Source organism: Clostridium sp. CM027, assembly GCF_024730565.1.
GTDB lineage: Bacteria > Bacillota > Clostridia > Clostridiales > Clostridiaceae > Clostridium_AD > Clostridium_AD estertheticum_B.
The window spans coordinates 2,460,887-2,487,427 of the sequence record NZ_CP077725.1 but is presented as its reverse complement, the minus strand read 5'-3'; the positions used below and the strand labels follow the sequence as shown (position 1 = coordinate 2,487,427).

At 31.2% G+C, this 26,541-nt stretch carries 16 protein-coding genes and 1 other annotated feature; of the genes, 7 read left to right on the top strand and 9 right to left on the bottom strand.

The features are described 5' to 3' along the window. The first annotated feature begins 77 nt into the window (after positions 1-77). The gene (gene nrdG, locus KTC92_RS11715; RefSeq protein ID WP_220286914.1) at positions 78-566 is read left to right on the top strand and encodes an anaerobic ribonucleoside-triphosphate reductase activating protein; all 489 of its coding nucleotides are present in this window, start codon (positions 78-80) and stop codon (positions 564-566) included. A 98-nt stretch (positions 567-664) separates the two neighbouring features. Here the strand turns inward: nrdG and KTC92_RS11710 are convergent, their stop codons facing one another. Together KTC92_RS11710 and KTC92_RS11705 are read right to left on the bottom strand one after the other, a co-directional pair. Further along, positions 665-1,300, bottom strand: a complete 636-nt coding sequence (locus KTC92_RS11710) for an MBL fold metallo-hydrolase (RefSeq protein ID WP_220286913.1) — start codon at positions 1,298-1,300, stop codon at positions 665-667. A gap of 168 nt (positions 1,301-1,468) precedes the next feature. Then, positions 1,469-3,367 (bottom strand): glutamine synthetase, encoded by a 1,899-nt coding sequence (locus tag KTC92_RS11705; protein WP_216303341.1) that lies wholly within the window; start codon positions 3,365-3,367, stop codon positions 1,469-1,471. Positions 3,368-3,925: 558 nt separating this feature from the next. Then, positions 3,926-4,144: a binding site (T-box leader), on the top strand. Positions 4,145-4,271: 127 nt separating this feature from the next. Here KTC92_RS11705 and ileS point away from each other — a divergent pair. The 5 genes from ileS (at position 4,272) to KTC92_RS11680 (ending at position 14,577) form a co-directional block, all read left to right on the top strand. Next, entirely contained in the window at positions 4,272-7,373 is a 3,102-nt protein-coding gene (gene ileS / locus KTC92_RS11700) for an isoleucine--tRNA ligase (RefSeq protein ID WP_220286912.1), read from the top strand. Positions 7,374-7,594: 221 nt separating this feature from the next. Next, positions 7,595-8,593 (top strand): LacI family DNA-binding transcriptional regulator, encoded by a 999-nt coding sequence (locus KTC92_RS11695; protein WP_216303318.1) that lies wholly within the window; start codon positions 7,595-7,597, stop codon positions 8,591-8,593. Positions 8,594-8,716: 123 nt separating this feature from the next. Continuing rightward, entirely contained in the window at positions 8,717-12,781 is a 4,065-nt protein-coding gene (locus KTC92_RS11690; RefSeq protein ID WP_216303319.1) for an AAA domain-containing protein, read from the top strand. Between the two features lie 117 nt (positions 12,782-12,898). Beyond that, positions 12,899-13,312, top strand: coding sequence for a HipA N-terminal domain-containing protein (locus tag KTC92_RS11685; protein WP_220286911.1), 414 nt, complete (start codon positions 12,899-12,901; stop codon positions 13,310-13,312). 197 nt (positions 13,313-13,509) lie between these two features. Beyond that, positions 13,510-14,577, top strand: a complete 1,068-nt coding sequence (locus tag KTC92_RS11680) for a mannose-1-phosphate guanylyltransferase (protein ID WP_216303321.1) — start codon at positions 13,510-13,512, stop codon at positions 14,575-14,577. Between the two features lie 41 nt (positions 14,578-14,618). On the opposite strand, the gene KTC92_RS11675 is transcribed toward KTC92_RS11680, so the two are convergent. The 3 genes from KTC92_RS11675 to KTC92_RS11665 all read right to left on the bottom strand — a co-directional run bounded on the left by KTC92_RS11675 (position 14,619) and on the right by KTC92_RS11665 (position 20,958). After that, a complete protein-coding gene (locus tag KTC92_RS11675) occupies positions 14,619-16,307 on the bottom strand; it encodes a sugar phosphorylase (RefSeq protein WP_216303322.1) in 1,689 nt (562 codons plus the stop codon). Between the two features lie 15 nt (positions 16,308-16,322). Continuing rightward, positions 16,323-18,932 carry a glycoside hydrolase family 38 C-terminal domain-containing protein gene (locus KTC92_RS11670; RefSeq protein WP_216303323.1) on the bottom strand — a complete coding sequence of 870 codons (2,610 nt, stop codon included), beginning with the start codon at positions 18,930-18,932 and terminating at the stop codon, positions 16,323-16,325. Positions 18,933-19,002: 70 nt separating this feature from the next. Continuing rightward, positions 19,003-20,958 (bottom strand): fructose-specific PTS transporter subunit EIIC, encoded by a 1,956-nt coding sequence (locus KTC92_RS11665; protein ID WP_216303324.1) that lies wholly within the window; start codon positions 20,956-20,958, stop codon positions 19,003-19,005. A 197-nt stretch (positions 20,959-21,155) separates the two neighbouring features. Between KTC92_RS11665 and KTC92_RS11660 the strand changes: the two genes are divergently transcribed. Then, positions 21,156-21,905 carry a MurR/RpiR family transcriptional regulator gene (locus KTC92_RS11660; RefSeq protein WP_216303325.1) on the top strand — a complete coding sequence of 250 codons (750 nt, stop codon included), beginning with the start codon at positions 21,156-21,158 and terminating at the stop codon, positions 21,903-21,905. 130 nt (positions 21,906-22,035) lie between these two features. Here KTC92_RS11660 and KTC92_RS11655 read toward each other — a convergent pair whose 3' ends face one another. From KTC92_RS11655 to KTC92_RS11640, 4 genes are all read right to left on the bottom strand, one after another. Then, a complete protein-coding gene (locus KTC92_RS11655) occupies positions 22,036-22,722 on the bottom strand; it encodes an ABC transporter ATP-binding protein (protein WP_216303326.1) in 687 nt (228 codons plus the stop codon). Positions 22,723-22,734: 12 nt separating this feature from the next. Beyond that, positions 22,735-24,264: an ABC transporter permease gene (locus KTC92_RS11650; protein ID WP_220286910.1), complete on the bottom strand. Its 1,530-nt coding sequence runs from the start codon at positions 24,262-24,264 to the stop codon at positions 22,735-22,737. 112 nt (positions 24,265-24,376) lie between these two features. Continuing rightward, on the bottom strand, positions 24,377-25,834 hold the full coding sequence (locus tag KTC92_RS11645; RefSeq protein WP_216303328.1) for a cell wall metabolism sensor histidine kinase WalK: 1,458 nt from the start codon (positions 25,832-25,834) through the stop codon (positions 24,377-24,379). Next, positions 25,827-26,516, bottom strand: a complete 690-nt coding sequence (locus KTC92_RS11640) for a response regulator transcription factor (protein WP_216303329.1) — start codon at positions 26,514-26,516, stop codon at positions 25,827-25,829. The genes KTC92_RS11645 and KTC92_RS11640 overlap by 8 nt, the downstream gene beginning before the upstream one ends. Between the last annotated feature and the right edge of the window lie 25 nt (positions 26,517-26,541).

Here is a 26,541-nt window from a genome sequence, read left to right as displayed (position 1 = left end):
ATGAAAATGATGGGCAATTGTATTAAACAATTGCCCATCATTTTCATATGATTATTTTATAAAAGGTGGTGGATTGAATGAAACTTCAAATAGGCGGATTTCTAGATAATTCATTAGTTAATGGAGATGGACTTAGGTCTGTAATTTTTGTGTCTGGATGCATGCATAACTGTAAAAGTTGCCAAAATGAATTTATGCAAGATTTTAATTATGGGGATTCTATTTCAATAGATGATATTGCACAAAAAATAGAGAATAATATGCCTATAATAAAAGGGGTTACCTTTTCAGGAGGAGAACCTTTTGAGAGTGCGATAGCTTTAACGAAACTATCAGAGAAATTAAAGGGCCAGGGATTAAATATTTGGTGTTATAGTGGATACACTTTCGAAGAACTAATGCATAGCGGAGATAGTGACAAACTAGGGCTATTAAGTTGTATTGATGTACTTATTGATGGCAAATTTGATAAAGAATTAAAGGAAGGCGCTAGTAAGTATACTGGATCATCTAATCAGAGAATCATTGATGTTAAAAAAAGTATTTTAGAAAATCAAATTGTATAATGGAATAAGCGAATATAAAATTCATTATTAATATTTTGATCCAATGTGAAATAAAAAAGGAAAGCCCACCACTTATTTAAAAATGGTAGGCTTTTCTTCTAAATATAGTTTAATATTTTGACAGACATGGATTCTTTTATTTCATCGTTAACCACTAAAGTATTGCTATCTATCTTTGAGGCGTTTTTCATATGCATAAGATATGTTTCTACTCCCTCTAATGGAAGAGATAGTTGTGAAGTTTTATAGTGCATAGGTATAACTATTTTGGGGTTTATTTTTTTAGTAACTTCCGACGCTTCCTTGCCATCAATTGTATAATTACCCCCTACTGGGATAAACAATATATCTACATCTCCAAGGGAGGATATATCATCATTTGAAAGAGTGTGGCCTAGATCTCCTAAATGACATAAGGAATACCCATCCATTCTAAAGGTGAATATTATGTTATCGCCCCGTTTTGCACCTTTATTTTTGTCGTGATAAGAAGGGGTACCTTTTATAGATATATCATGTAAAGTGGAAATACCAATTTTATCTATGATTTTATAATTGCCAGTTAGCTCTTTGATATAATTATGATCAAAATGTTGATGACTTATAGTTACAATATCTGGACTACCTTTATAAATATCATACCCTAGAGTATTGTCAAATGGATCTGTTAAAAGCTTCACACCTTTTGAATCTTCCAAAAGAAAGCATGAATGACCTAACCAAGTTATTTTCATGTAAATTCTCCTTTTGTTAAATGGTTTCTCTTTGTTATGGTATGTGACTCCCACTTATAGAAGTGGGAGTCTTTCCTTCTGAAATGCCTTTAAAATTAATATATTGTGTAGTAAAAGAACATTTTATACGGTCATTTCATGACTCACAATATATAATTTTGATTTTTATTAAATATCTAATAAATTCTTTTTATAGTTAGAATAATAATGTCTAAGCTCTTCCATTTGTGCATCTAATTGTATTTGTAATGATGAAAGTTCTTCATAGTTTTCAAGTTTAGAGGCTTCTTTTATTTTAGTAAATAGGCTTTTCTTAGAATAAGTATCCTTCATAAGAGAATGTCTAAGGTCATTAATTTTTTGCCAATTTGCTAAATCTAAATCTAAAGCTTTTTCAGCAGTGTGAATCATTTCAGATTTTCGAATCTCTTCTGCATAATTATTTAATAACCTATTATTTATTTCAGTAACCCATCTACTGGTTATTGCCATTTTAAAGCTATTTATTATGCTAGTAGTAAATACATTGGAAGTCGTAAGAACCTTAAGCTTTTCAGGATATTCTTCTAATGTACGAACATTTTCATAAACAGTTTTTGGTGCTTTTCCAAAATATTTTGCGCGCTCTTCTTCTGTATAGAATTCGAATACATCTTCTTCACTTCTGTAAGCTCTATCTTTTTCTAAATAATCGCTGTCGTCTCCTGGTGCTTTAGATAATTCTTTCAAAAGGTCATCTTCAGATTTATTGTTTTCGATGGCATATACAATCCCATCGAGCATTGTCATATATAGGGTAGATAAAGCTAAATAGGCATTAGTATGTGGACATGGAGATCTAAGCTCAAATCTTGTAGCAAGTGGATTATCAAGGTCTCTTATTAAGGCTAAAAGTATAGATCTGTTTCTCGATGGAATATCTACACTGTGACCAAGTGAAGTTACTATGCAAATAGGAGCTTCAAAACCAACTTTTAATCTTCTTAAAGAATCATTTGTTGAAGAAACAAATGGATTTATTACTTCATAATTTTTAAGTACGCCCATCACGGAAGCATAACCTAAAGTGCTTAAAAAATGTTTTTTATTTGAATTGAATAAGTTAACTCTCTTTCCATTTTTTAATCTTACAGCGACTCCAACATGAATATGTTCACCGCTTCCAGCCACATCATGTACAGGTTTTGCTAAAAAATTAACATCTAGACCGTTAAGTCTGAAGGTTTCCTTTACTAAATTTCTGATAAATAGCTCATTATCTGCACATTGTAGAGCATTTGAAAACTTCCAATCTATTTCAAGTTGTTCCATAATATGTGTTAGAGTACCAGCTTCACCTATTTGAGCTTTTACCCCACCAACTTCTTTATGGCCCATTTCAGGTTCGAAACCATACTCTTCCATTAAAAGAAGTGTTTGCTCGAGAGCTGTTCGAACATTTCCTTTAGTTTTACTCCAATATTGCTCTTTTAGTACTTGCGAAGTAGATAGTTCTTCTATATCGGCCTTATCATTAGGTGTTTTTACCCAAAATTCTAACTCAGTAGCAGAAGTGAGCATTAGCTCATCAATATCTTTATATTCAAAATTAAAAGAAGTTAAAGATGATGGATTTTCTTTGAATAAATTAAGAAGGGTTGTTTTAAAGCATTCAACGGATCTTTTTAAGATTGATCTTGAATCTACTGGGAGATTATCATGTAATAATATACATGGAATTTTTAATGTACCTATAGGTAATGTTGTTTCAGGGTCAATGTTTTCATAATTGTAGTCGACGTACCAATTACAGTCAAAATCTGCTAGCATGTCTAATTTAGCATTGTTTAGAGTTGCAATACCTGGCAATACTACAGATGAACCATCAGTTTGAATAGCACCGTCCGCGAAGCCACTAATATCATTTAAGAATATTTTCATTGGAATTCTCTCGTCAGTGTCATTACCTGATAAGTCAATACCAACTAGTGAGACGAATTTCACCTCAGGGTGAGCAAGTAAAGTTTCTTTAATTTCTTTTTCAGAATGCTTTTCTTTAGGAATTACATAAATTAATTTTTTCAAAATAATATTCCTCCTTTAAAGTATATAAATTGCTTAAAAGCCACTAAAGTGACTTGATTAACCTTTTTAGAAATAGAATCATGATCTTAGCAGAATACTTGAATTGCCTGTAACAAGGCTACCACATATAGAAGTAGAGAGCTTTTCTTAGAAATACAACAAAATTTTATTTGTAAATAAAATGATTTTATTATGAAAATGCAAGTATGTCAATAAGAAAACATCACAAAACACAATAAATTATAAATCGATGGCGCTGATTTGCAAGTTATTACAAATGAAAAATCATTTATAAATTCAAATCATAACAAAGTTTATTTTTAACTAGTATTATATCACATACATCTATGAAAAGGTGATATTTAAATAATCAAGGTGTTATTGAAGGTTTGTAGAATAGTATTTCCAAAATATCAAGATATAGGATTTATAACACAAATTTTAAATTTTAGATATAGACCTCTTTTTTTTAAATACAATAGAATTTAAAAAGAATTTGACAATGAAAATTCATTATAATATAATGATAAGAAGTTCATAGTAATTATTGATTATGACTAATAAAAAGCTTTGATTAGGAAAAGTATTTAAGCAAGTAACTTACAGAGAATGGGGCAGGTTGAGAACCCATAGTGAAGGTTTAGAGAAAATCACCTAGGAGCTGAGAGCTGAATGTTTAGTAAGCTTATCCGTATTTCTGCGTTAAAGAATAAGGTATTATTGTACTTGAATTTATATGTATTATATAGGTGGTATAACGAATTTAACTTCGTCCTATTTAGGGTGGGGTTTTTTTATATTTAAAAATATTGTAGTACCACAGGTGATGATTTAACGATATTTCAGAAGGAAAGTTCCCCACATACAAATAGTAATTATTAAATAAAATAGGGAAAGGAGTTTTATTATGTATAAGAAAAATGATGCTTCAAAAAGTTTTATGGATATAGAAAAAGATGTGCTTAAGCTTTGGAAAGAAAAAGATATTATTCAAAAGAATTTTGATTTAAATGAGGAAGGAGAGTCCTTTACTTTTTATGATGGTCCACCAACGGCTAATGGAAAACCACATATCGGGCATGTTTTAACAAGAGTTATGAAGGATTTAATTCCAAGATATAAGGTAATGAAGGGATATAATGTTCTTAGAAAAGCTGGGTGGGATACCCACGGATTACCGGTAGAACTTGAAATAGAAAAAAAACTTGGAATTAATGGTAAGCCTGGAATAGAAACTTATGGTGTGGAAAAGTTTGTGAAAGAATGTAAGGACAGTGTTTTTAATTATGTAAATATGTGGGAAGAAATGTCGGATAGGGTAGGATACTGGGTAGATATGGAGAAGCCATATGTAACTTATCACAATGATTATATTGAATCGGTTTGGTGGGCATTAAAGCAAATGTGGGATAAGGATCTATTATACAAAGGTCATAAAGTAATGCCTTATTGTCCAAGATGTGGAACATCTTTATCATCTCATGAAGTGGCTCAAGGATATAAAGATGTAAAAGAAATGTCAGCATATGTGAAATTTAAAGTGAAGGGTGAAGAAAAATTTATACTTGTTTGGACTACAACTCCTTGGACACTTCCAAGTAATGTAGCACTTGCAGTAAACAAAAAATATGATTATGTTGAGGTAATCCAAGAAGGTGAGACTTTAATACTTTCGAGAGATTTATTAAGTAAACTCGTGGGAGAGTATGAGGTAGTACGTGAATTTAAAGGAGAAGCTCTAATAGGCCTTGAATATGAGCAAATGTTTAATTTCTATACTCCAAAAGAAAAAGCTTTCTATGTAGTACACGGAGATTTCGTAACACTCTCAGATGGTACAGGGATAGTCCATATTGCTCCGGCTTATGGTGAAGATGATAATTTGCTTGGTAAAAAATATGATTTACCACTTATTAATTTAGTTGATGTAGAAGGAAAATTTGTAGATTGCGTTGCTCCATGGAAGGGCATTTTTGTTAAAGAGGCTGATGCTAAAATATTAGAATACTTAAAAGAAAACAATATTTTATATAAAGCAGAGAAATTTGAACACTCATACCCACACTGTTGGAGATGTGATACACCACTTTTATATTATCCAAGAGAAAGTTGGTTTGTAAGAATGTCTTCAGTAAGGGACAAACTTATAGATAATAATAATAAAATTAATTGGATGCCAGATAACGTGCGAACAGGTAGAATGGGTAAATTCCTTGAAGGCGTTATAGATTGGAGTATAAGTAGATCTAGATATTGGGGGACTCCACTTCCAATTTGGGAATGTGAATGCGGTCATCGCGAACTTATAGGAAGTATAGCAGAACTTAATGAAAAGGGAATAGATGTGCCAGGAGGAATAGAGCTTCATAAACCATTTATAGATAAGGTAAATTTAAAATGTCCAAAATGTAGCAAATCTATGACTAGAGTAGAAGAAGTTATAGATTGTTGGTTTGACTCAGGATCAATGCCATTTGCGCAACATCACTATCCATTTGAAAATAAAGAAATATTTGAAGCTAATTTCCCAGCTCAATTTATTTCAGAAGCAGTAGATCAAACAAGAGGATGGTTCTATACGTTACTTGCGGTATCTACAGCTGTATTTGATACAAACCCATTTGAAAACTGTATTGTACTAGGGCATGTATTAGATAAAAACGGAATTAAAATGTCTAAGCATAAAGGGAATGTGCTAAGTCCATTTACAGTGCTAGAAAATCAAGGAGCAGATGCTCTAAGATGGTACTTTTATACTGCTAGTGCGCCATGGTTACCTTCAAGATTTTATGAAGGCGCGGTAATTGAAGCACAAAGGAAGTTCATAGGAACTCTTTGGAATGTATATTCATTCTATATTCTATATGCTGAAATAGATAATTTTGACCCAACTAAATATGATAGCTTTGAATCTGAGAATATTATGGACAAATGGATGATGTCAAAATTAAACACATTAGTTAAGAATATAGATGACCATTTGACAAATTATAGAATAACTCAAGGTGCTCTTGAACTCGAAGGTTTTGTAGATGAGCTTTCTAATTGGTATGTAAGGCGCAATAGAGCAAGATACTGGGTAGAGTCACTTACAGATGATAAGATAGGCGCTTATATGACATTATATAGAGTTATCACAACTTTTGCCAAAATATCTGCTCCATTTATACCGTTTATAACAGAAGAGTTATATCAAAACTTAGTAGTTGCATTTGACAAAAGTGCACCAGAAAGTATTCACTTATGTGCATGGCCTGAATATAGAGAGGATCAAGTGGATAAAGTATTAGAAGAAGAAATGGATATGGCTTATAAGACTGTTAAATTAGGAAGAAGTGCACGAAATGCTGCTAATATAAAGAATAGACAGCCGCTTTCTAAAATGCTAGTTAGTTCTAAATCTCTTCCGGGATATTATGGAGATATAGTAAAAGAAGAACTTAATATTAAAGAAGTAGAGCTAGGAGCTGATATTTCTAAATATGTTAAATTTGAAATTAAACCAAATTTACCTGTGCTAGGTAAGCCATATGGTAAGCTAATACCAGGAATTAAGAAAGCAATAGGAGCTATGAACCAAATGGAGCTTGCTCAAACTATAAATAACGGGAGCATAGTTACTATAAATGTAGCGGGAACAGAAATAGAACTCAATAGCGAGAAATTACTTGTTACAATGCAAGGGCTTGAAGGTTATGCATTTGCTGGGGAAGGTGAAATGGGAGTAGTCTTAATGACTAACATCACCGAAGAACTTAAAGAAGAAGGAAACGTACGTGAGATCTTAAGCAAGATTCAAAACATGAGAAAAGAAAGTGGTTTTGAAGTTGCTGATAAGATTAGAATTTACGTATCTGGAAATGAAATGCTTCAAAATGTAATTTCGAGATTTGAGGAACAAATCAAACGGGATACTTTATCTGTAGAAGTTGTATATAATGGTGAAAGAGAATATACGACGGTTAAGATAAATGGTGAAGATTTAAAACTAGATTTAGAAAAATTGTAATTAATGATTTAGAAAGTATGTGATATTAAGCACATACTTTCTTTTTTAGTAATAATAATGTGCGGGTACACTTTATGAGATATATTTATAAATATCATTGTAAACTTGATTTAATGGGAACACTATAACTATACTAATAGTAGCAAGTTCATATATAACTTGAAATGACAGGCTTTTATCAGTATAATGATAAGATAAGAAAATAGTAGGAGTTGAGAAATATGGCTGCGTCAATAAAAGATGTTGCAAGAGAAGCGGGAGTTTCTATTGCCACAGTATCCAGAGTTTTAAATGATATAGATGTGGTAAATGAAGACACTAAGAAAAAAGTAAATGATGCTATAAAAAAATTGTCGTATAGGCCTAATATAGTTGCAAGAAGCTTAAAAACTCAAAAATCTAGTACTATAGGGATAATTATACCGGATATATCAAATCAATTTTATCCTGAAATTGTTAGAGGCTGTGAGGATGTAGCTAATATTTATAAATACAACATTATGCTTTGCAACGCGGATTTAGACGTAGATAAAGAAATGGAATCTTTAAGAATACTTAAAGAGAAAATGATAGATGGGGTTATATACATGAGTAATTCCATAGAGAATAATGTTATAGGCTTAATAAAAGAGCTCGAAATGCCGACGGTTCTTGTAGAAACTACAGATGCTGGAGGAATATTACCTAGTGTTACTATTGATAATGTAAGGGCAGCGGCTGATGCGGTAAAATATTTGATAAATAAGGGCAATAAGAAAATTGCATATGTAGGTACTGATATAGAAAAAGTTAATGCGCTAGCTAAAAGGCACACTGGCTATATAAAAGGGCTTGAGGAAATGGGAATAACACTTGATAAAGAGCTAATTTATCTTGGCGGAGTTAAGGCTAGAGATGGATACAAGGGGATTAATGCGATATTAGATAAAGGTGTCCAAATAGACGCAGTATTCTGTGCTAGTGATGAAATTGCTATGGGAGTAATAAATGCATTAAGAGATAAATCTATTAAAGTTCCGGAGGACATAGATGTTATGGGCTTTGATGATATTTATTCAGCTTCAATATTCTATCCTAAATTGACTACAGTGGCTCAACCAATGTATGACATGGGATCTGTAAGTATGAGAATGCTTATAAAAGCTATAAATAATTTAGAAGTTGAGGAAAAACATTTTGTATTACCATATAGAATAGTGGAGAGAGATTCCTGTAAATAAATATAAGTCTTATTAAAACAAAATAAGTTTTAATAAGACTTTTTACATTATTTTCATGAGCCTTGAATATACAATTAGGTGATTTTATAAATGTCAAATTAACAAGTTGGAGGTAACGAAGTTTTGAATATTAATAATAAAGTAGAAAAAATATTTTCATATTTACTAAGTATAAAAAATATGAATCAAAAAACTATAAGAAATATTAATGAATATGAAAATGTACATTGGCAAAAGGAACTCCAAAATATTAGTGGGTGCACTTTTAATGTTGATGAAAATAAGGATTATTGGTTAACTATAGATGAGAGAGCAGGAAAATTATACGCTCAGTTTCAGAAAACATATTTAAAACTAGAAAAAAACAGTGAAGATTTAGAGGTGATTTGGTCAAATGGGCTTTTAACTTGGGAAAAAGAGGGCAAAAAAGTAGTCCATCCTATTTTTACGACTAAAATAGAAATAAAGCTTGATTCAATGAAAAAAATATTTACCCTAAAACCATATAATAACCAAACCAATGTGGAGCTTGAATTTTTAAATGAATACCTCGAAGTAAACTTAGACAGTTTACTAAGCATTCGCAATAAAGCAAAAGATATGGCTCTGGATGTAAGAAATATTGAAATGGCTTCGAAAATATTCGAAGAGATAGCTATGCTTTTAAAAGCTCACAGGTCGGGTTTTTATATTGAGGAGCTAAGCGGTGAATCAGATATAAAGATTCAAAGTAACATGCAATTTTACAATGCCCCATGCATCATACTTCGTAAGGTTGACACAAGACTTTGGAATATGGAACTAAATGATGTATTAACGCAAATAAGAGCGGGATTTCCTATTCCTAAAACTATAGAAGCTTTAGTTTCGGAGGAAGATATGGTGCAAGATATCGAGGAACTTAAAGAGTGGACGGAAGTGGGACAAGATGTATTATTTCCTTTGCCTGCAAATCAGGAGCAAATGGAAATAACTAAGAGACTCGCTGAAAACTTTGGCATTGTTGTACAGGGACCGCCAGGTACTGGTAAAAGCCATTCTATAGCTAATTTAATATGCCATCTTTTGGCACATGGCAAGAGGGTACTAGTGACAAGCCAAACAGATAGAGCATTAAGGGTTTTGTCTAATAAAATCCCCGAAGAAGTTAGGGCATTATGTATAAGTATATTGGGAAATGATACGAAATCACTAGAAGAATTGGACGAGTCTGTTAGAAAAATAACTGAAAATTTATCAATGGATACTAAAGAATTACATAAAGACATAAAACTCTTAAAATATAAACTTAGTAAGTGCATCGAAACTCAAAAAAAATTATATGAAGGGTTAAAATGCATTGAAGATAGAGAAAACGACAAGGTAGAGTATGAAGGTCAAAAATACACATTAATGCATATGGCTAAGTGGGTTAAAGATAATGAAGATGCTCATTCTTGGCTAGTAGATAAGGTTGATTTTAATAAACAAAATCCCTTAGGTCATGAAGAATTTAATAAGTTAGTTACATTATCAAGTAGAATTACAAAAGAGCAAATACATGAAATAAATAACATAGATAAGTACAGAGCGATATTGCCTAAAGAAGACGAGTTATGTTATAAAATATTAGAATTATTTAAATTAGAACAGTATCAACATATTCATGAGAATAATATTAAAGACTGGAATAATGTTAAGTCTATAGATTATGGAAATAGAAGATTACTAAAACTTGTAGATGATGCAATAGAAAGACTAGAAGGGTTTGAAAATAGCTGGCTAAATAATGTTATGACACATTATTATTCTAATAACGAATCACAAGGTGTTTGGCAACAATTAGTTAATAAGTGTAATGAATATATAAGAAGTATAAGGGAAATTAAGCAAGAATTAAATGATCACAAGTTAGAAATACCGACTGATGTTGATATAAACAAATTTAAAAATGACTTTGATGTTGTATCAAAAACAATAAATGAAAAAGGCAAACTGGGAATTGTATTTAAAATGATCCATGGTAAGTTTAAATATATATTCGCGGGTTGCAAGGTGGATTATGAGCTTATAAATAATAGTGAACAAATAAGGGTAGTTAATTTATATATAAAGCTACAGCTATTAGAAAGAGAACTTAAAAATACTTGGAATAATACAATAGAAGAGTATGGGGCAAAGATTATAGATGATTCAAACTTAAACTATGTAAGTGAAGTCGCGGGTTGCATTAGGGGTATTGAAACGATTATTAACTGGGACAAAGACTTTAGAAATAATATAATTAATTTTTTACCAGATAAAAACCTGACGATTAGTTTACGTTGGTATGAAAAAGAATCATATATCTATCTAAAAAATGGATTTGAGAGTTTAAGGCTTATAAATAAATATAATAAATTAAAACTAGAAATGGAAGGGATAGAGAAAACATTCAATAATGTAGGGTGCATGCAAAAGTTACACAATGCTATAAAAACAAGAGACGTTGATAGTTTACATTCTGTTTATATGGAGATTGATAGTCTAATGCAAGTGGCGAGTAGTGTGTTAGAATTAACACAATTAAGCAAAAAGATAGAAAAATGCTGTCCGATATTACTTGAAAATATCACAAATGATAATAAAAAGGCCATGAAGAGTTTAGAAAATTTAAATTGGGAAAAGGCATGGAAGTGGAAAAAATGGAATGATTTTTTGTGCGAATTAGAAGAAATTGATGTAGAAGCTTTAGAGAAAAATATAGCCCAGGAAAAAATTAAAGAAAAATATATTATAAGAGAACTTGTTTCTAAAAAAAGTTGGTTTAATCAAATAGAGCGTACTACTGAGGCTCAAAAAAGAAGCTTATTTACTTGGATGGAAGCTATAAAAAGAATAGGAAAGGGCACAGGAACTCAGGCAGTGAAATATAGGAAAATTGCACAAAAGGAAATGGAAAATTGTAAGGATGTAATTCCTGTATGGATTATGCCAATAAATAGAGTCATGGAGAATTTAAAGCTTACGGATAATTTATTCGATGTGGTAATTGTGGACGAGAGCAGTCAAAGTGATATATCAGCTATAACAGTTTTAATGAGGGCTAAGAAGGCAATTATTGTAGGAGATGAAAAGCAAATAAGCCCAGAAGCCATTGGAAAGGACCATGTTGCTGTAGAAACTTTAATAAACACATATTTAGAAGACATTCCACATGCAGAATGGTTTGATCTAAAAACTAGCTTGTACAATACAGCCCTAAGGGTATTCCCAAATAGATTATTATTAAAGGAACACTTTAGGTGTGTTCCAGAGATAATAGGATTTAGTAATGAATTGTGCTATTCGGGCGAAATAATACCTTTAAGAAGAATAGACGCTAAAGAGATAGTTGGCCCATTTATAGTAACCTCTAAAGTTACTCAGGGATGTAGGGATGAAGCTAAGGCTATAAACGCAAACGAAGCAAAAAGCATTGTAGATAAGATAGTAGAGTGTTGTAGTGATGAGAGGTATAATGGCATGACAATGGGAGTTGTATCGTTACTAGGGGACGCTCAAGCTGAATTAATACTGGGCATGTTGGTAGAGACACTTGGCATGGAGGAAATACTGCAAAGAAGACTTATATGTGGAGATGCTTATTCCTTCCAAGGGGATGAGAGAGATGTAATGTTCCTATCGATGGTTATTGCAAATAATGCTAAATTTACAGCTTTAACTAAGGGATCAGATATAAGAAGATTTAATGTAGCGGCAAGCCGTGCAAGGAATCAAATGTGGCTATTTCACTCAGTCGATTTAGATAACCTCAATAATAAATGTGTTAGATACTCACTATTAAAATATTGCCTTGAGGAGAATGAACCTAAGGAAGAAATTAAATCACAACAATATTTATTATTAAACGATTTTGAGGAGCACATAGAAAAATGCATAAAAGAAAATGGATATAAGATCACACCAAAGGTTAAAGTGGGAAAATATACTATAGACTTTGTTGTAGAAACGGATTTATCCTTGGATATTCCTGGAGGTCATTATAAAAAAATAGCAGTTAAATGCATTGGAATGCCACAAGATGAAAATTATAATTGGCAAAAGCAGTATGAAATGCAAATGTGTCTTGAAAGGGTTGGATGGGAGTTTTATAAAATACGTGCCAGTGAATTTTATAGAAATCCTAGTGTAGTTATGGATAGATTATCACAAAAATTAAATAACTAGAAAACACATAAAACCTACTTAGTGAAATTTTTGTTTGCATATTATTCCAATTAAGTTATAATAAGTATAATGACAGAGCATGATAATAGTATGATTTTTAATAAGAGGGTGAGAGGAATGACTAGCAAAGTGAAGAACGTAATATGGATGATATGGAAGAATGAACAAGAAGAAACATTTAAAGTAGGCGAATTAAGTAAAGGAACGGAAAAATATTATTTCAAATATGATATTGAGGGTGTTAAAAAGGCTGAAGCATATGGATTCTCTCCATTGCCGCGTTTTCCTATAGTAAATTCAAAGTATTTCAGCGAAGAATTATTTCGTTCATTTGTAACGCGACTACCATACCAGGGAGAAAAGGATATGACCTCTGTTTTAAAGGAATATAATATTGACGAATACGATGATTTAGAATTACTTGGAAAAAGCGGAGGCAAAATGTCAACAGACAGATTTGAATTTGTTTCGCCTTTTGATGAAGAGCGTATTGTTTTAGATAAAGAAGGTATTATCTCGGATGAGAAATAAAAACATCTAGACAAAAAGTGTGTAGGATGAAAAATATATTTTTCAGCCTACACATTTTTTGTTTTTCAAAATATGATAAGAAGTATAAGCAATTTTCAAATTTATAAAACTAAATACTTAAACAATATTATAAATTGTTCTCACAACATAGACTTATGAATCATAAAATGAAATGAGTAATAATTTGGGGTGGTATTTTGCTATACGTACTAATCTTAGCAGGTGGAAAAGGAACAAGACTTTACCCTCTATCTCGTGCACAAAACCCGAAGCAGTTTTTGAATATTATCAATAATAAGAGCTTTTTAAGAAGCACTGTGGATAGAATAAAATGTTTAGTTAGAAATGAAAATATTTATGTAGTTACAAATGAAGATTATTTTGATAAAATATGTGAGGAACTTCCAGAAATTAATAAAAAAAATATATTTGTGGAACCTAGTAATAAAGAAACTGCCACTTGTATAGGTCTATCCGCTGCCAAGCTAGTGAAGCAGGACAAGGAAGCAACCATGATAGTTTTACCTTCTGATCATTATATAGAAAATGAAAAGGAGTTTAAAGAAACTATTTTACAGGGAGTTGAAATTGCAAATAAAAAAAGAGGACTAGTCACCATAGGTGTACAGCCCACAAGACCAGAAACTGGGTATGGTTATATAGAAATGGGAGATAGGGTAAACGCTGATATGCCTACGTTCAAAGTAGAACGATTTTTAGAAAAACCTAATACCGAAGTAGCCAAGGATTTGCTCTTAAAAGGAAACTTCCTTTGGAATAGTGGTATGTTTGTATGGAGAGCAGATGTGTACTTACGAGAGATGGAGAAGTATTTACCTAAGATGTATAAAAGATTAATGACTATATATCAAGCTTTAGAGACTGATGAAGAAACCGAGGTAACAAAAGAACAGTACAATGAAATAGATGGAATATCAGTAGATTTTGGCATAATGCAGAAAACTAGAAAGGCATTTGTTATAAAATGTGACTTTGTATGGGATGACATAGGAACTTTTGCAGCACTTTCAAGGTTTCTAAGTAATTTACGAGGTAACAATGTATTGGGTAACACGTTTATGGAAGAGAGTGAAAATTGCTCAGTATTTGGTAAGGACAGACTTATAATTGGGTTTGGTGTAAAGGATCTTATAATTGTCGATGCAGGAGATGTAATACTCGTAATGGACAAGAATAAGGATCAGGAGATTAAGCATTTGGTTAATGAACTTAAAGAGTATGAAGAAACGGAAAAATATATATAATTTAATTTTAATAAGCCCCACCTATAGGGGGGGCTTATTGGTTACTTTATCCATACAAATTCATAGGGGTTTAGATCAATATTACCCTTTATTTCTCTGCCTGTAACTATGTCAATCCCCACAATATTAGGGTTGATTTTTACTGTTTTTGAGTCTACATTTACTATAAATGTTATCTTTTCTTTAGTATGGTCATTATATCTTTCTAATACAAATATATTTTCTCCTAAATCTAAAACCTCTTGAGATGCAAAAGGTGAAAATGCTGAATGTGTTTTTCTAATTTCAACTAATTCCTTTGTTCTATTAAATATAGCCTTTTTTCTTTCATCATTATCTAATTCATTAGATAGCTTGCTAAATTCAAGCTTTTCTCTATTAATTCTTCTATTTATTCCTGACGATTCTAAGCCCTTATAATCATTTCTTGATCCTAATAATGAATGATAGTATATAGCAGGTACTCCTACAAAAGATAGTAATATTGAAATTGAAGCTATTATCTTATTAACTTCATCCTCTAAAGTAATATCTTCATCTATATTTATAATAGCATCATTATAATTAATATTAAGTTCATATACCGACCTACTTCCATCCGCATTATTCTTATAAGAAACTCTTCCTCCATTTTTATTAACCTTATCTACTAAAACTTGTCTTTCATTATCAGTTAAGATTCCTTCTGTTGGTCTCATCCCTATTCCATCATGACTTGATAAGAAGTTAAAATATGTAGCTGTATCAGATACCTTATCTATAGTATTTGCCCACTCTGTTAACTTTTTAGAATTATGGGTTGTAAGAGTGTATAGTACTAGTGGTGGTAACGGAAATTGATATACCATATTTGCTTCATTACTCTTATCTCCAAAGTAACTTATATTTTCACTGTGAGGTACATTAGTCTCCGTTATTATTTGAGTGTTTTCTTTAAAGTAATCAAACAATAGTCTCCAAACCTCAATAACTGCATGGGTTTGAGGGAGATGCATGCAGTTTGTGCCAGACTGCTTCCATAAGAAACCTATAGCATCTAACCTTATTGATGTTGCGCCATTTCTAGCATAGTTTAATAATATATCTGTCATTTCTAATAAAACTGCAAAACATCCAAAGTTCACATCGATTTGGTCTTCACTGAACGTTGTCCATACTGTTTTTATTCCACTTTCGCCTTCATACTTATGGAATAATGGTGATGTTCTGGGCCTTATAACATTTTTAGTATTAAAATTATTATCTTCTTTTATAAAATAATTTTCATATTTTTTTTCATTACTTAAGTAGCCCTTAAACCAGCTACTTGATTTAGAAATGTGATTAGCTACAAAATCAAACATTAATCTATAATCCTCAGATAAATTTTTTATACATCCCCAATCACCTAAATCTTTATTTATTTCCATATAATCAACCACAGAAAATCCATCATCAGAGGTATAAGTAAACATTGGAAGAATGTGAATGTCTGTTATAGTGTTTCCTACCTTTTTATTTAAGAACTTCTTTAAAGTTCTTATTGTTGGAACCCCCTCCTCATAGATGCTATCTCCATAAGTTATCAAATATACATTTTTTTCTGAAATAGCATCTGCCTTTGTAAGTCTTATTTCTTCCCACTTATTTATCAGTTTTTCAATTTCATCTTTAAATTCATCTTTATATTCTGATCCATAAATAAACTTTAATTTTTCAACTACAGCGCTAGTTAATTCTAAATTATTCATAAAAACCTCCACTTCTTATACTATTATCTTTATAGTTACATATCCTCTAGGCTTAACTTTAATTTCTCCATTAACTTCTTCAATCTCTTTTTCATAAAGATTAGTTAACTTTATGGATTTAAATTTATCACAATATAAGTTAACCACTTCTTCACTATATCCTGGATTAAATAATCTTACTATAAACCCATCTTTCTCGTAGGATTCTTTACATACACTTTGTATTATATTTGCGTTATCTATTTTCATTAATGAATATTCATCTCCATTAACATCAAGATTTAATGGAATCTCAAACCTTTCTACTCTCTCTTCAAATAAATTCAGATTCTGCTTTTGGTAACTTGTATATCTTCCAATGAATTTGTCAACTTGTTTAAATAATTCTTCCGAGGAATCCCTTAGAGTTATGGCATATTCAAAATTCATTTTTTTGATCATTTGTGCATCTGGAGTGTAAACAACCTTATTGTTTATTCCAGAAGCTCTACCTGGTCTCCAGAGTAAATCATCACGTCCAAGTAACCCAACACTTCTAAATAGTGTTAATGCTATCTTTGAATTCTCTAGAATTTCATATTCTTTAATGCCCTTGGTAATAACCCCATAAGTATACTTTTCATCCTTTAACATAACCATATTCTCTAAGGCATATATTGGTACTGGTGCTTCTACAAATCCACTTTCTCTCCAGTTTTTTAGATATTTATTAGTATTACTTCTTTCAATAAAAGAGAATCCCTGGTCACTTAGTGAAGTTGAACTAACTACATTAGTATTTAAAACAACTCTTACTCTATGATCCTTTGCCGTATTATCTATATGATGCTTGATTCTTATAGTGGATTCACCATTTCTAAGCTCTATTTCTGTGTTTACAATTATCTCACAAGATTTATAATTAACTCCTCTATGCTGAATAATCATCTTGTTTATGTTCTTAGATTTTTTAACTTCTAAAAGAATAGCCTTACTTATAACTGTGCGTTCTCCATTTGAAGATGGAGAATAATCGTAAGAATCTCCACAATCTTCACTATCTTCAAAATAGAAGATGTCCGTAACTTCTTCACTTGTTTTTTTGTTTATTAATGTAATTTCATTATCCTTTAACCTTATTTTATAGAAGTTATTTTCTATTTCATGGTCCTCAATAACTTCTAGTATATTTTCACTGTTTATTTCACCTTCATTAACGATAAGGGTCTTATATCCCAAAGCTTTAAGCTCTTCATTTTTTATAATTACTTCACTTCTATAATAGCCAGGAAGCTCTATTTGAGTATCTCCATCAGCACTTGCCACTACTTGCTTTCCGCCACTTATATAATCTCTTTTAACTATATCAAACTCGGCCGAATTTCCTTCTATTGTATTTAAGTTAAAGTTTTTTTTCACACTAAATATAACTGTTTCAACATTTTCTACTGAGCTATAAACTTTAGTATTAAATAATACAACTATATTTTCATTTCTTACTTTTTTACTAATAGCTGTAGTAATTTGCTTTTTAATTACATTAATTAATCCTGAGCAAATCCTATCAGACTTCTCGATCCTATTTAAAATTCCTCTATTTGTAGCATCAGAATTACATCCACCTATACTATCATGAGCATGAACATCAAATAATGATTTCCACATTATATCTACCCATGGAGTTGGATATTTTAACCCTAAGGAGTTCCCTATAACAGCAAGTGGCTCTAATATATAAAGTATCTTATTTTCCACATCATAGTTAGCTTTTTTAATATCATACCTTTGAGATTTTATAGTATTATGTATCCTTGATTTTTGACAAGCTATTAGTTCTCCTTTTATCTCATTTTCAAAAGATTTATTCATTGTATCCTTCATAAAGTCTTCATAGTTAGACAATATAAACTCATACTTATACTGCTTTTCATTAAGCTCTTTTATAGTTTTTGGAAAATGATTTCTAACTAGAACTTGGTCTCCTCCTGCTGGCAATAATAGGTCATCTGAGCCCACATTTAAAGATTCCAACTTTTCTAACATTGGTATTAGTTTTTCTTCTATATATTTATCATCTGTAGTTAGAAATTTACCCGGGCCATAACCCAAGAAAATATTATTAGCCTTAACTCTTTCTCCATCAGGTGATGACCATCTAAAGTTTAAATTATCTTTTAAATCCTCTGTGTATACTCCTCTTTGAAGTATGCTGTCTTCTATATCAAAACCCCTAAAAATTGAAGGTAAATATTGATTTTGTCCAAATACATCGGGTAGATATCCTACCGTCATAGAGTGGCCAAATTTATTTCCTAGTCTTGTTCCATATAATAAGTTTCTTATTATTGATTCTTTATTTACAAGCAATGTATCAGTTTGAGTATACCAAGGCCCTACAAATATTCTTCTTTCCTTAATCAATTCTTCTAATTTCACCCTATCTTCTGGATAAAGCACTAAATATTCCTCAACTATTGATAATTGTGCATCTAATGTATAAGAATTAAATTCTGAGTCCTTTTCTAACACTTCAATAAGGTATGGAATGTTTTGGCTTAGCAGTACGTTTGAATCCTCTATTGTAAAGTACCATTCTCTATCCCAATGAGAATGTGGTACTATATATACCTTTTTCTTTTTATTCATATTCTCCTCCTAAATCATAATCACTAGTGAAAGAACTAAAAGCTATAAATATAGCTTTTAGTTCTTTTATTTATAAAGCTGTCTTTTTCTCGTGTTTTCTAATAATATGATATCTTATAAAAATATTAGCAAAAGCTATGAATAATACACCTACTATTAATCCTATTATGTAAGCCCATAAATTTTCTACTAAAGGCCATCCCCATATTGCTGGTAATGGATTCCATTGAACAGCGCCTAGCGCAACAGCTGTACATGAACCAATTATTGCACCAATTACATTGATTGGAATGGTTATTAATGGATTTTTTAACATAAATGGTATTGCGCCTTCACTAACTGCTATGAGCCCTAACACAATAGATGTATTACCAACAACTCTTAAGTTTTCATCAAATACTCTTCTTCCAACTATATATTTATCTAAAACTGTTGCAAGTCCAAGCCCTATTGGAGGAATTACTATAGATAATACTCTTCCTGTTAAAGGGAATATTTCATCTGCTGCAAGCCCCATAGCTATAGCACCTGCTGCCTTGTTTACTGGCCCTCCAAGGTCAAATGCTGTACAAGCTGCTATTATAGAAGTTAATATTAATGTACTTCCAGTATTAAAAGAAGCAATTAAATTTGATAACCAACCATTTAAACCTCCAAAGACAGGATCAATAACATAGAAATTTAGCACAAAAATAACAAATACAACTATACCTGGTAATAAGAACATTGGCTTCATTGCTCGAAGATCTTTTGGTAACTTGATCTTTTCATTTAAGAACTTGGTTAAGTAACCTGCGACTAAACCAAGAATTAAAGCACCTAAGAATCCTGAAGGTATCCCTCCTTTGATTTCCCAGAAGGTATAATGCAATCCACCGGCAAAAGCACCACCTATAAATCCTGGTACAAGACCCGGTCTATCTGCAATTGAATATGCTACATATGCTGCGAATACTGGATATATAAACTTAAATATTAATGCACCAAACTTATCTAAATAATATAAGAATACGTATAATTGATTTGCGCTTTCTCCTAATTTATTCAAGTTATCTATTTGACCTAGGCCCATAGCCCAAAGTTTTGCTATACCCATCATAAGACCAGCTGCAACTATAACTGGAATCATATAAGAAATACCAGTCATTATAGCTTCCATCATTCCAGCTAAGAAGCCTTTTTTAACACCGCTATCCACAGAGGATTCTGATACAGCTCCACTCTCTACTTTGCCATCTGGATTTTCTAAAACTCTCACAATTAAACCCTTAGCATCCTTTAGTGGTTCTGCTACCTTTACCTTTACAAATGATTTACCATTGTATCTTTCAATGTTTTTAACGGCTATATCACAGGCAAATATTACTCCATCTGCATTTTTTATATCGTCCTGGCTATGTCTATCTTCTATACCGTTAGCGCCTTGCTTTTCAGTAAGCACTCTAACTCCCATTTCCTTACCGGCCTTTTCTAGTGCTTCAGCAGACATATATGTATGAGCTATTCCTGCTGCACAAGATGTAACAGCTAAAACTGTCTTATTATATTCTACAACTTCATTATTAACCTTTTTATAATCTAGCGCCGCTATAAACGCTTTAATATCTTTAGCCTTCTTTAAATTTGTGGTAAAGTCTTCATACATTAAAGCTGATGCAAGTTCACCTAACAATTTTAAATGAGTTGAGCCTTCTTCTGCTTTGGGGATAGCTAATAAAAATACTAATTCAACATCATTATTTTCCGTTACACTTTCCCAATCATTTATAGGACTTTCTAACCTAGCCACTGCAAAAGCTGCTTTATTTACTGAAGTTGATTTACCATGTGGTATTGCAACCCCTCTTTCTAGTCCTGTTGGAGACTGTGATTCCCTCTCCATTACAGTTTTAAAAAATTCTTCTTTTGATGAAAGTATACCTTGATCATAAAGTTTGTCTATTAGTTTTTTTATAACTTCTTCTTTTTTTAAAGATTTTTGATTTAAAATGATTAATTCACTATTAGTCATATTTTTTAAATCCATGATCATTCTCCTTTATCATTTTATATATGAGGGCTTATTGATTTGTGAAATCTTTTACATTTACAAGATAATTATTACATAAAGAGATAAAGTTTTGTTATACAAAGAAAGTATAATTTTACTTTTCCGCATTATGATGTGTATAATGTAATTATAATATTCGTTATAAAACATCATAAAAATTGGAGGTATTATATTTGAGTGTTGTTGTTAACTATTTCGCTGATAAGTTAAATTACTTAACTTATGCTGAAAAACATATTTTCTATTACATAGACTCAAACTTAGAAAAGGCAAAAGAACAATCTCTTACCAAGATGGCTGAAGAAAACAATGTCAGCAATACCACTATTGTTAGAATGTGTAGTAAACTTGGACTATCTGGTTTTTCAGAGCTTAAATATATATTAAAAAATATTGACATACCATCTACTCCTAACATATATAACTATATAGGTGTAATTAAAAACAATATCAATCACTCTCTTGATAAATTATCTATAGGAAACATTAATAAACTAGTCAAAATGATAAAAGGGTCTCAGAAAATCATTATAGTCGCTGTTGGCCTCTCAAAGCCCATGGGTGAATATTTTTCAAAACTATTAATGCAGTCCAACAAGAGTAGTTTCTATATATATGAATCTCAGATAATTGATCTTTTAGATAAAAGTTCAACCCATGATGATTTGATAATTTTTATATCAAACAGTGGAGAGACTCATACATTAACTACTATTGCTGAAAAACTAAGCTATAGGAATTTTAAAACTGTTGCTATTGTTAATACTCCTGATTCTACTTTATCTAAACTTGTAGATATTTCTATAAATGCTTATTCTGAAAAAAACAATTTATATGGTTATGATATAACAGCACGCTCTACTCTTTTGGTTATTATTGACATAATTTTTGCTTATTATATTAATAACACAAAAATAACATAAATAAGGAAAATTGATGATGTAATTAATCTATATAAGCCAATATTAATACGAAATTAAACCCTCTTAATTAAATAAGAGGGTTTAATTTCATTTAAAATGGAAGTCATCTACGGAATAAGTGGGGTGGATTTTAAAGCGAAGATAGCTTGCTATCATCGTTATTATCGAATTTTCCGTTAGCAATCATTATTTTTTTGTCAGCGAATGTAGCTACTTTTGATGAGTGAGTAACGATAATTACACATTTGTCTTGCTGCCTTGCCAGTTCTAAAAAAATCTTCATTATGCCTTCTTCTGTGTCTTTATCAAGGTTACCTGTTGGCTCATCAGCTAAAATTATATCTGGATTATATGATAATGCTCTTGCTATTGCAACTCTTTGCTGTTCACCACCAGAAAGCTTTAGGACTCTACGCTTTGATTTTGTTTCATCAAGTTCTAAATTTGATAACATATTTAGAGCAATTTCATTTTTATTTTCTAGTTTCTTTCCAGATACATCAAGTGATAATACCACATTTTCCTGTGCTGTCAGTTGAGGCAACAAATTGTATCCTTGAAATATAACTCCCACCATTCGGCTCCTATATTGGTATTTATCTATTTTTTTAATATCTTTACCATCATATAAAATCTTCCCTTCAGTTGGAGTAGTTAACCCCGATAATACAGATAAAAGTGTACTTTTACCTGCGCCTGATTTTCCAATAATTGCATAGATTTTGCCCTTTTCAAATTCAAAATTAATATCATTTAAAATCTTTTGATTATTACCATCATAAGAATAAGACAAACTTTCAAGTTTTAATATACTCATATACCTCTCCCCCTAATTCCTATTTGACAATATCTTAAGCGGTTCATAGCGTAAGATAAATATTGTTGCTCCACAACTACTAATTATTGTAAGTAGTATACCAATTCCAATTAACTGCAATATTACATTAATATCAGTTACTGCTGTTATATTTTTAATATAGCTGACATCGTTATTTTTTGAAGAATTTCGAATTTGAACACTTCCTCCAGCTTGACCCATTCCCGGTCTTCCAAAATTTTCATTTTGGGTGGATTGCTGTGTTTGAGCTGATGTTACTTGGCTTTCAAGTAATGTGTTTGCAATTGGTACAGAAGCTATTGCTCCAATTGATGTCCCAATAATTATTGCAACAAAAGTAACTAAAAATAGCTCTATAACAAACTGAAATGCAACTTTTATTTTTTTCATTCCAATAGCAGTCAATACTCCTACCTCATATTTACGTTCACGAATATTGAAAATGTTAAGTACAACTAAAATCGTTCCACCGATTATAAAAACAAGTAAAAGAAATATGTCTGCGAATTTGTTTAAATTTTTAAGTGGAACTAAGCTTTGCTCGTAATTAGTTACATCTTCTGATGTAACCGCATAGTCTTTGGATAGTCCAAGTGATACCACATCAGCTTTAAAGTTATTAAATTGTTCTATATTTGAAAAAGAATATATACCACTAGTTTGGTATCTTAAAGCTGTTGTAGTTTCGTTTTCATTCTGGTCAGTAGATTTTTGCGCCTTATTTTCTGAGTTATTAGTAATTGCTTTTAGTGTGTTGTAGTTTGTATAAATATAATTTGCAGGATCCTGCGATGCGGAAAATCTCATCATTTTATTATCGCTTGTAGCGGTTGTGCTATAAATGCCCTTTATGGTGAGTTCATATGTTTCCGTACTTAAATTAGGGTTTGATAACTTTATTTTATCACCAACCTTTAAATTGTTAAAAGTTGATAGTGTATCACTTATTAGGCAGGAGTTATCTGCTTTATCAAATGAAAAAATTCCACCGGATGCAATTTTATTTGTACCATTTACAAAGGATGTCATTGCATTTTCTGTGTTATATCCCCTAATTGTGAAATCACCCTGTTGCCCCATACCTCCAAAGTCTTTTTTGTCACTAGTGACAACTTTAAATCCATTTGTATCTCCGGTTGTCGTGGTCTCAGTTTCAGTGTATGGCTCGATGCCATCACTTTTTGAAATAGAACTTTCTAATGAGTAATTAAAATCTTTAACATAGCTTGAATTTGAGTATTTTTGCATTTCAGCTAAGGTAATAGCCGGATTGTTTTGCATAAGCTGACGTAATGCCTGTCTGTCATTCTTAGCTTGTTCTTGGATTTTTGTCATGTCCACTCCAATTGTGGCTGTAATTGATAAGTCTTTTAGTCCCTCATTCTGGGCAGTTTTTGCTGCTTGTTTAATAGATAAAGCAACACAGCTAGAAACTGCGATTACAAGCGCAATAATTCCTATTAAAATATTTCGACCTAGATTTCTCGAAATATTTTTAAGTGCATTTTTGAAAATATACATAGTGACTAATCATCTCCTTCTTTAATTCTAATTATATTTAACAGTTGTGATGTTTTTGTGAGCTTAAATAAAAAAATCTGCTTAACGCCTAAGCGTTAAGCAGATTAAATTATTAATTTGTGCTTTTCAAAGAAAACCAAAATTCAACGCCACCGTCATGATTTATAACACCATAATCGCCTTCATGAGCGTTAATAATTGTTTTAACAATGTAAAGCCCTAATCCAACATTGTTTTCGTCATTTCTTGTTCTTGCTTGATCCGTCCTATAAAAGCTGTCCCATATCTTGTCGATATTCTCAATAGGAATATTTACGCCCTCGTTATATATTGAAAACACCACATTTTCTTGTTGTTTCTTAACAGATATCTTAACCATATTATTTGGTTTTGTGTGTGAAATTGCGTTTATCATATAATTTTTCATCACTTGCTCTAAGTGTATTTTATCACCACTAACGCAGCAATCATTTTCAAAATGCGGACTATAGATAATATCTTTTTTTGCAAACAATACATGGTTTTTTGCAGTAAGAAGTGATGCAACTTCTCCCAATTTAATATTTTCTTTTTTTAATTTAACCAAATTATTTTCAATGCTTGAAATATCAAGCAAGCTCTTAACAAGCTGATCCATTTTTTGGCTTTCATCAATAATTACATCATAATAAAAGGTTTTATCGATACCCTCTACATCATTTTTTAACATTTCGGAATATCCCAATAATAATGAAAGTGGGGTTTTTAACTCATGGGAAACATTCGCAATAAATTCTCTTCTCATTTTTTCTATTTGCTTTTGGTAATCAATACCTTTCTGCAGGACTTGATTTGCGCTTGTAAGCTTTGAAATCATTTGTGAAAGTGTATTCGACATGATATTAATGTTCTTAGCTAACCTTCCTATTTCATCATCAGGCAAATTTTCATCTGCTTTTTTAGTAAAATTCAAAATAGCCACATTTCGTGCCACTTCATCAATTTGTTTAATAGGTTTACTGAATTTCGAAGCAAATATATATGCTGCAAATCCACCAAATAGTAATGCAAAAATAGAAATAAACACACTAAATTTAGCGAGAATTTTTGCGCTCTGTTCAACTCCAGAAATGGGTGTTTCAATTACAATGAATCGTTTTCCATTTTTAGAATTTATTATTCCGTGAAGCATTAAGCTTTCTTCATTTGTTCTATAGTTCACCTGCAACTCAGCGCGTGGATTTTCAGAAAATATTACTCTACCCTTTTCACTTTTAAAACGAGGAGGTGCATCTGGGGGAAATGGATTATTTCCCCCATAACTATTATAAATAACATTATTTAATTTATCTAAAATTGTAATTTTTAAATTATCAGTTTCTTCGCGGTGGTTAACGATATTGTATAAATTTGTATCATCATCACTGTAATTTTGATTGATTTGACTAAATAGTTGCTCAATTACATTGCTTTTTTGTGCCTTAAAATATGGATTTGCTAAAAATATATTGAATATTACTTGTAATATTACAATTGAAAAAATAATTAGCCCAACAAATATAGTAACTTTAGTTTTAATTGTCTTATTCATTTTTCACCTCAAAGCGATAACCAACGCCATGGACGGTTTTGATATATTGGCAATTGAATACAAGTTTTGCTCTTAATTGCTTTATGTGTGTATCAACTGTTCTTGCATCGCCTACATAATCATAATTCCAAACGGCATCTAAAATTTGTTCTCTGGCTAAAACTAGTTCATTATTTTCAATAAAGTATAAAAGTAAATCATATTCTTTGGGTGTAAGGTCTAATTTTTCATTGGCACAAACTACTTCTTTTTTTAACTTATCAACTGATATATTGCCTATAACAACATTTTCGACCTTTCGCTTACCAGTTCTTTTTAATACAGCTTCAAGTCGTGCAAGAAGTAATGACGGCGAAAAAGGTTTAGATATATAATCATCTGCACCAAATTTAAATCCAGCCAATTGATCATATTCCTCCCCCTTAGCAGTAAGCATAATAATTGGAGTAATCGAGTCTTCACGAATTTCAGAAAGTACATCAAATCCATTCTTCATTGGCATCATTACATCTAATAAAATTAAATCTATCTTACTGTTATTAGAATAAAACATTTCCATCGCTTCTTTTCCATTGCTTGCCTCAAGTATCTCATATTTATGACTAACGAGAAAGTCCTTAAGCATTCGTCTAATTCTACTTTCATCATCAACAATAAGAATCAGACCTTTTATTACATCCATTATTATCACCGCCTTAAAATGATAG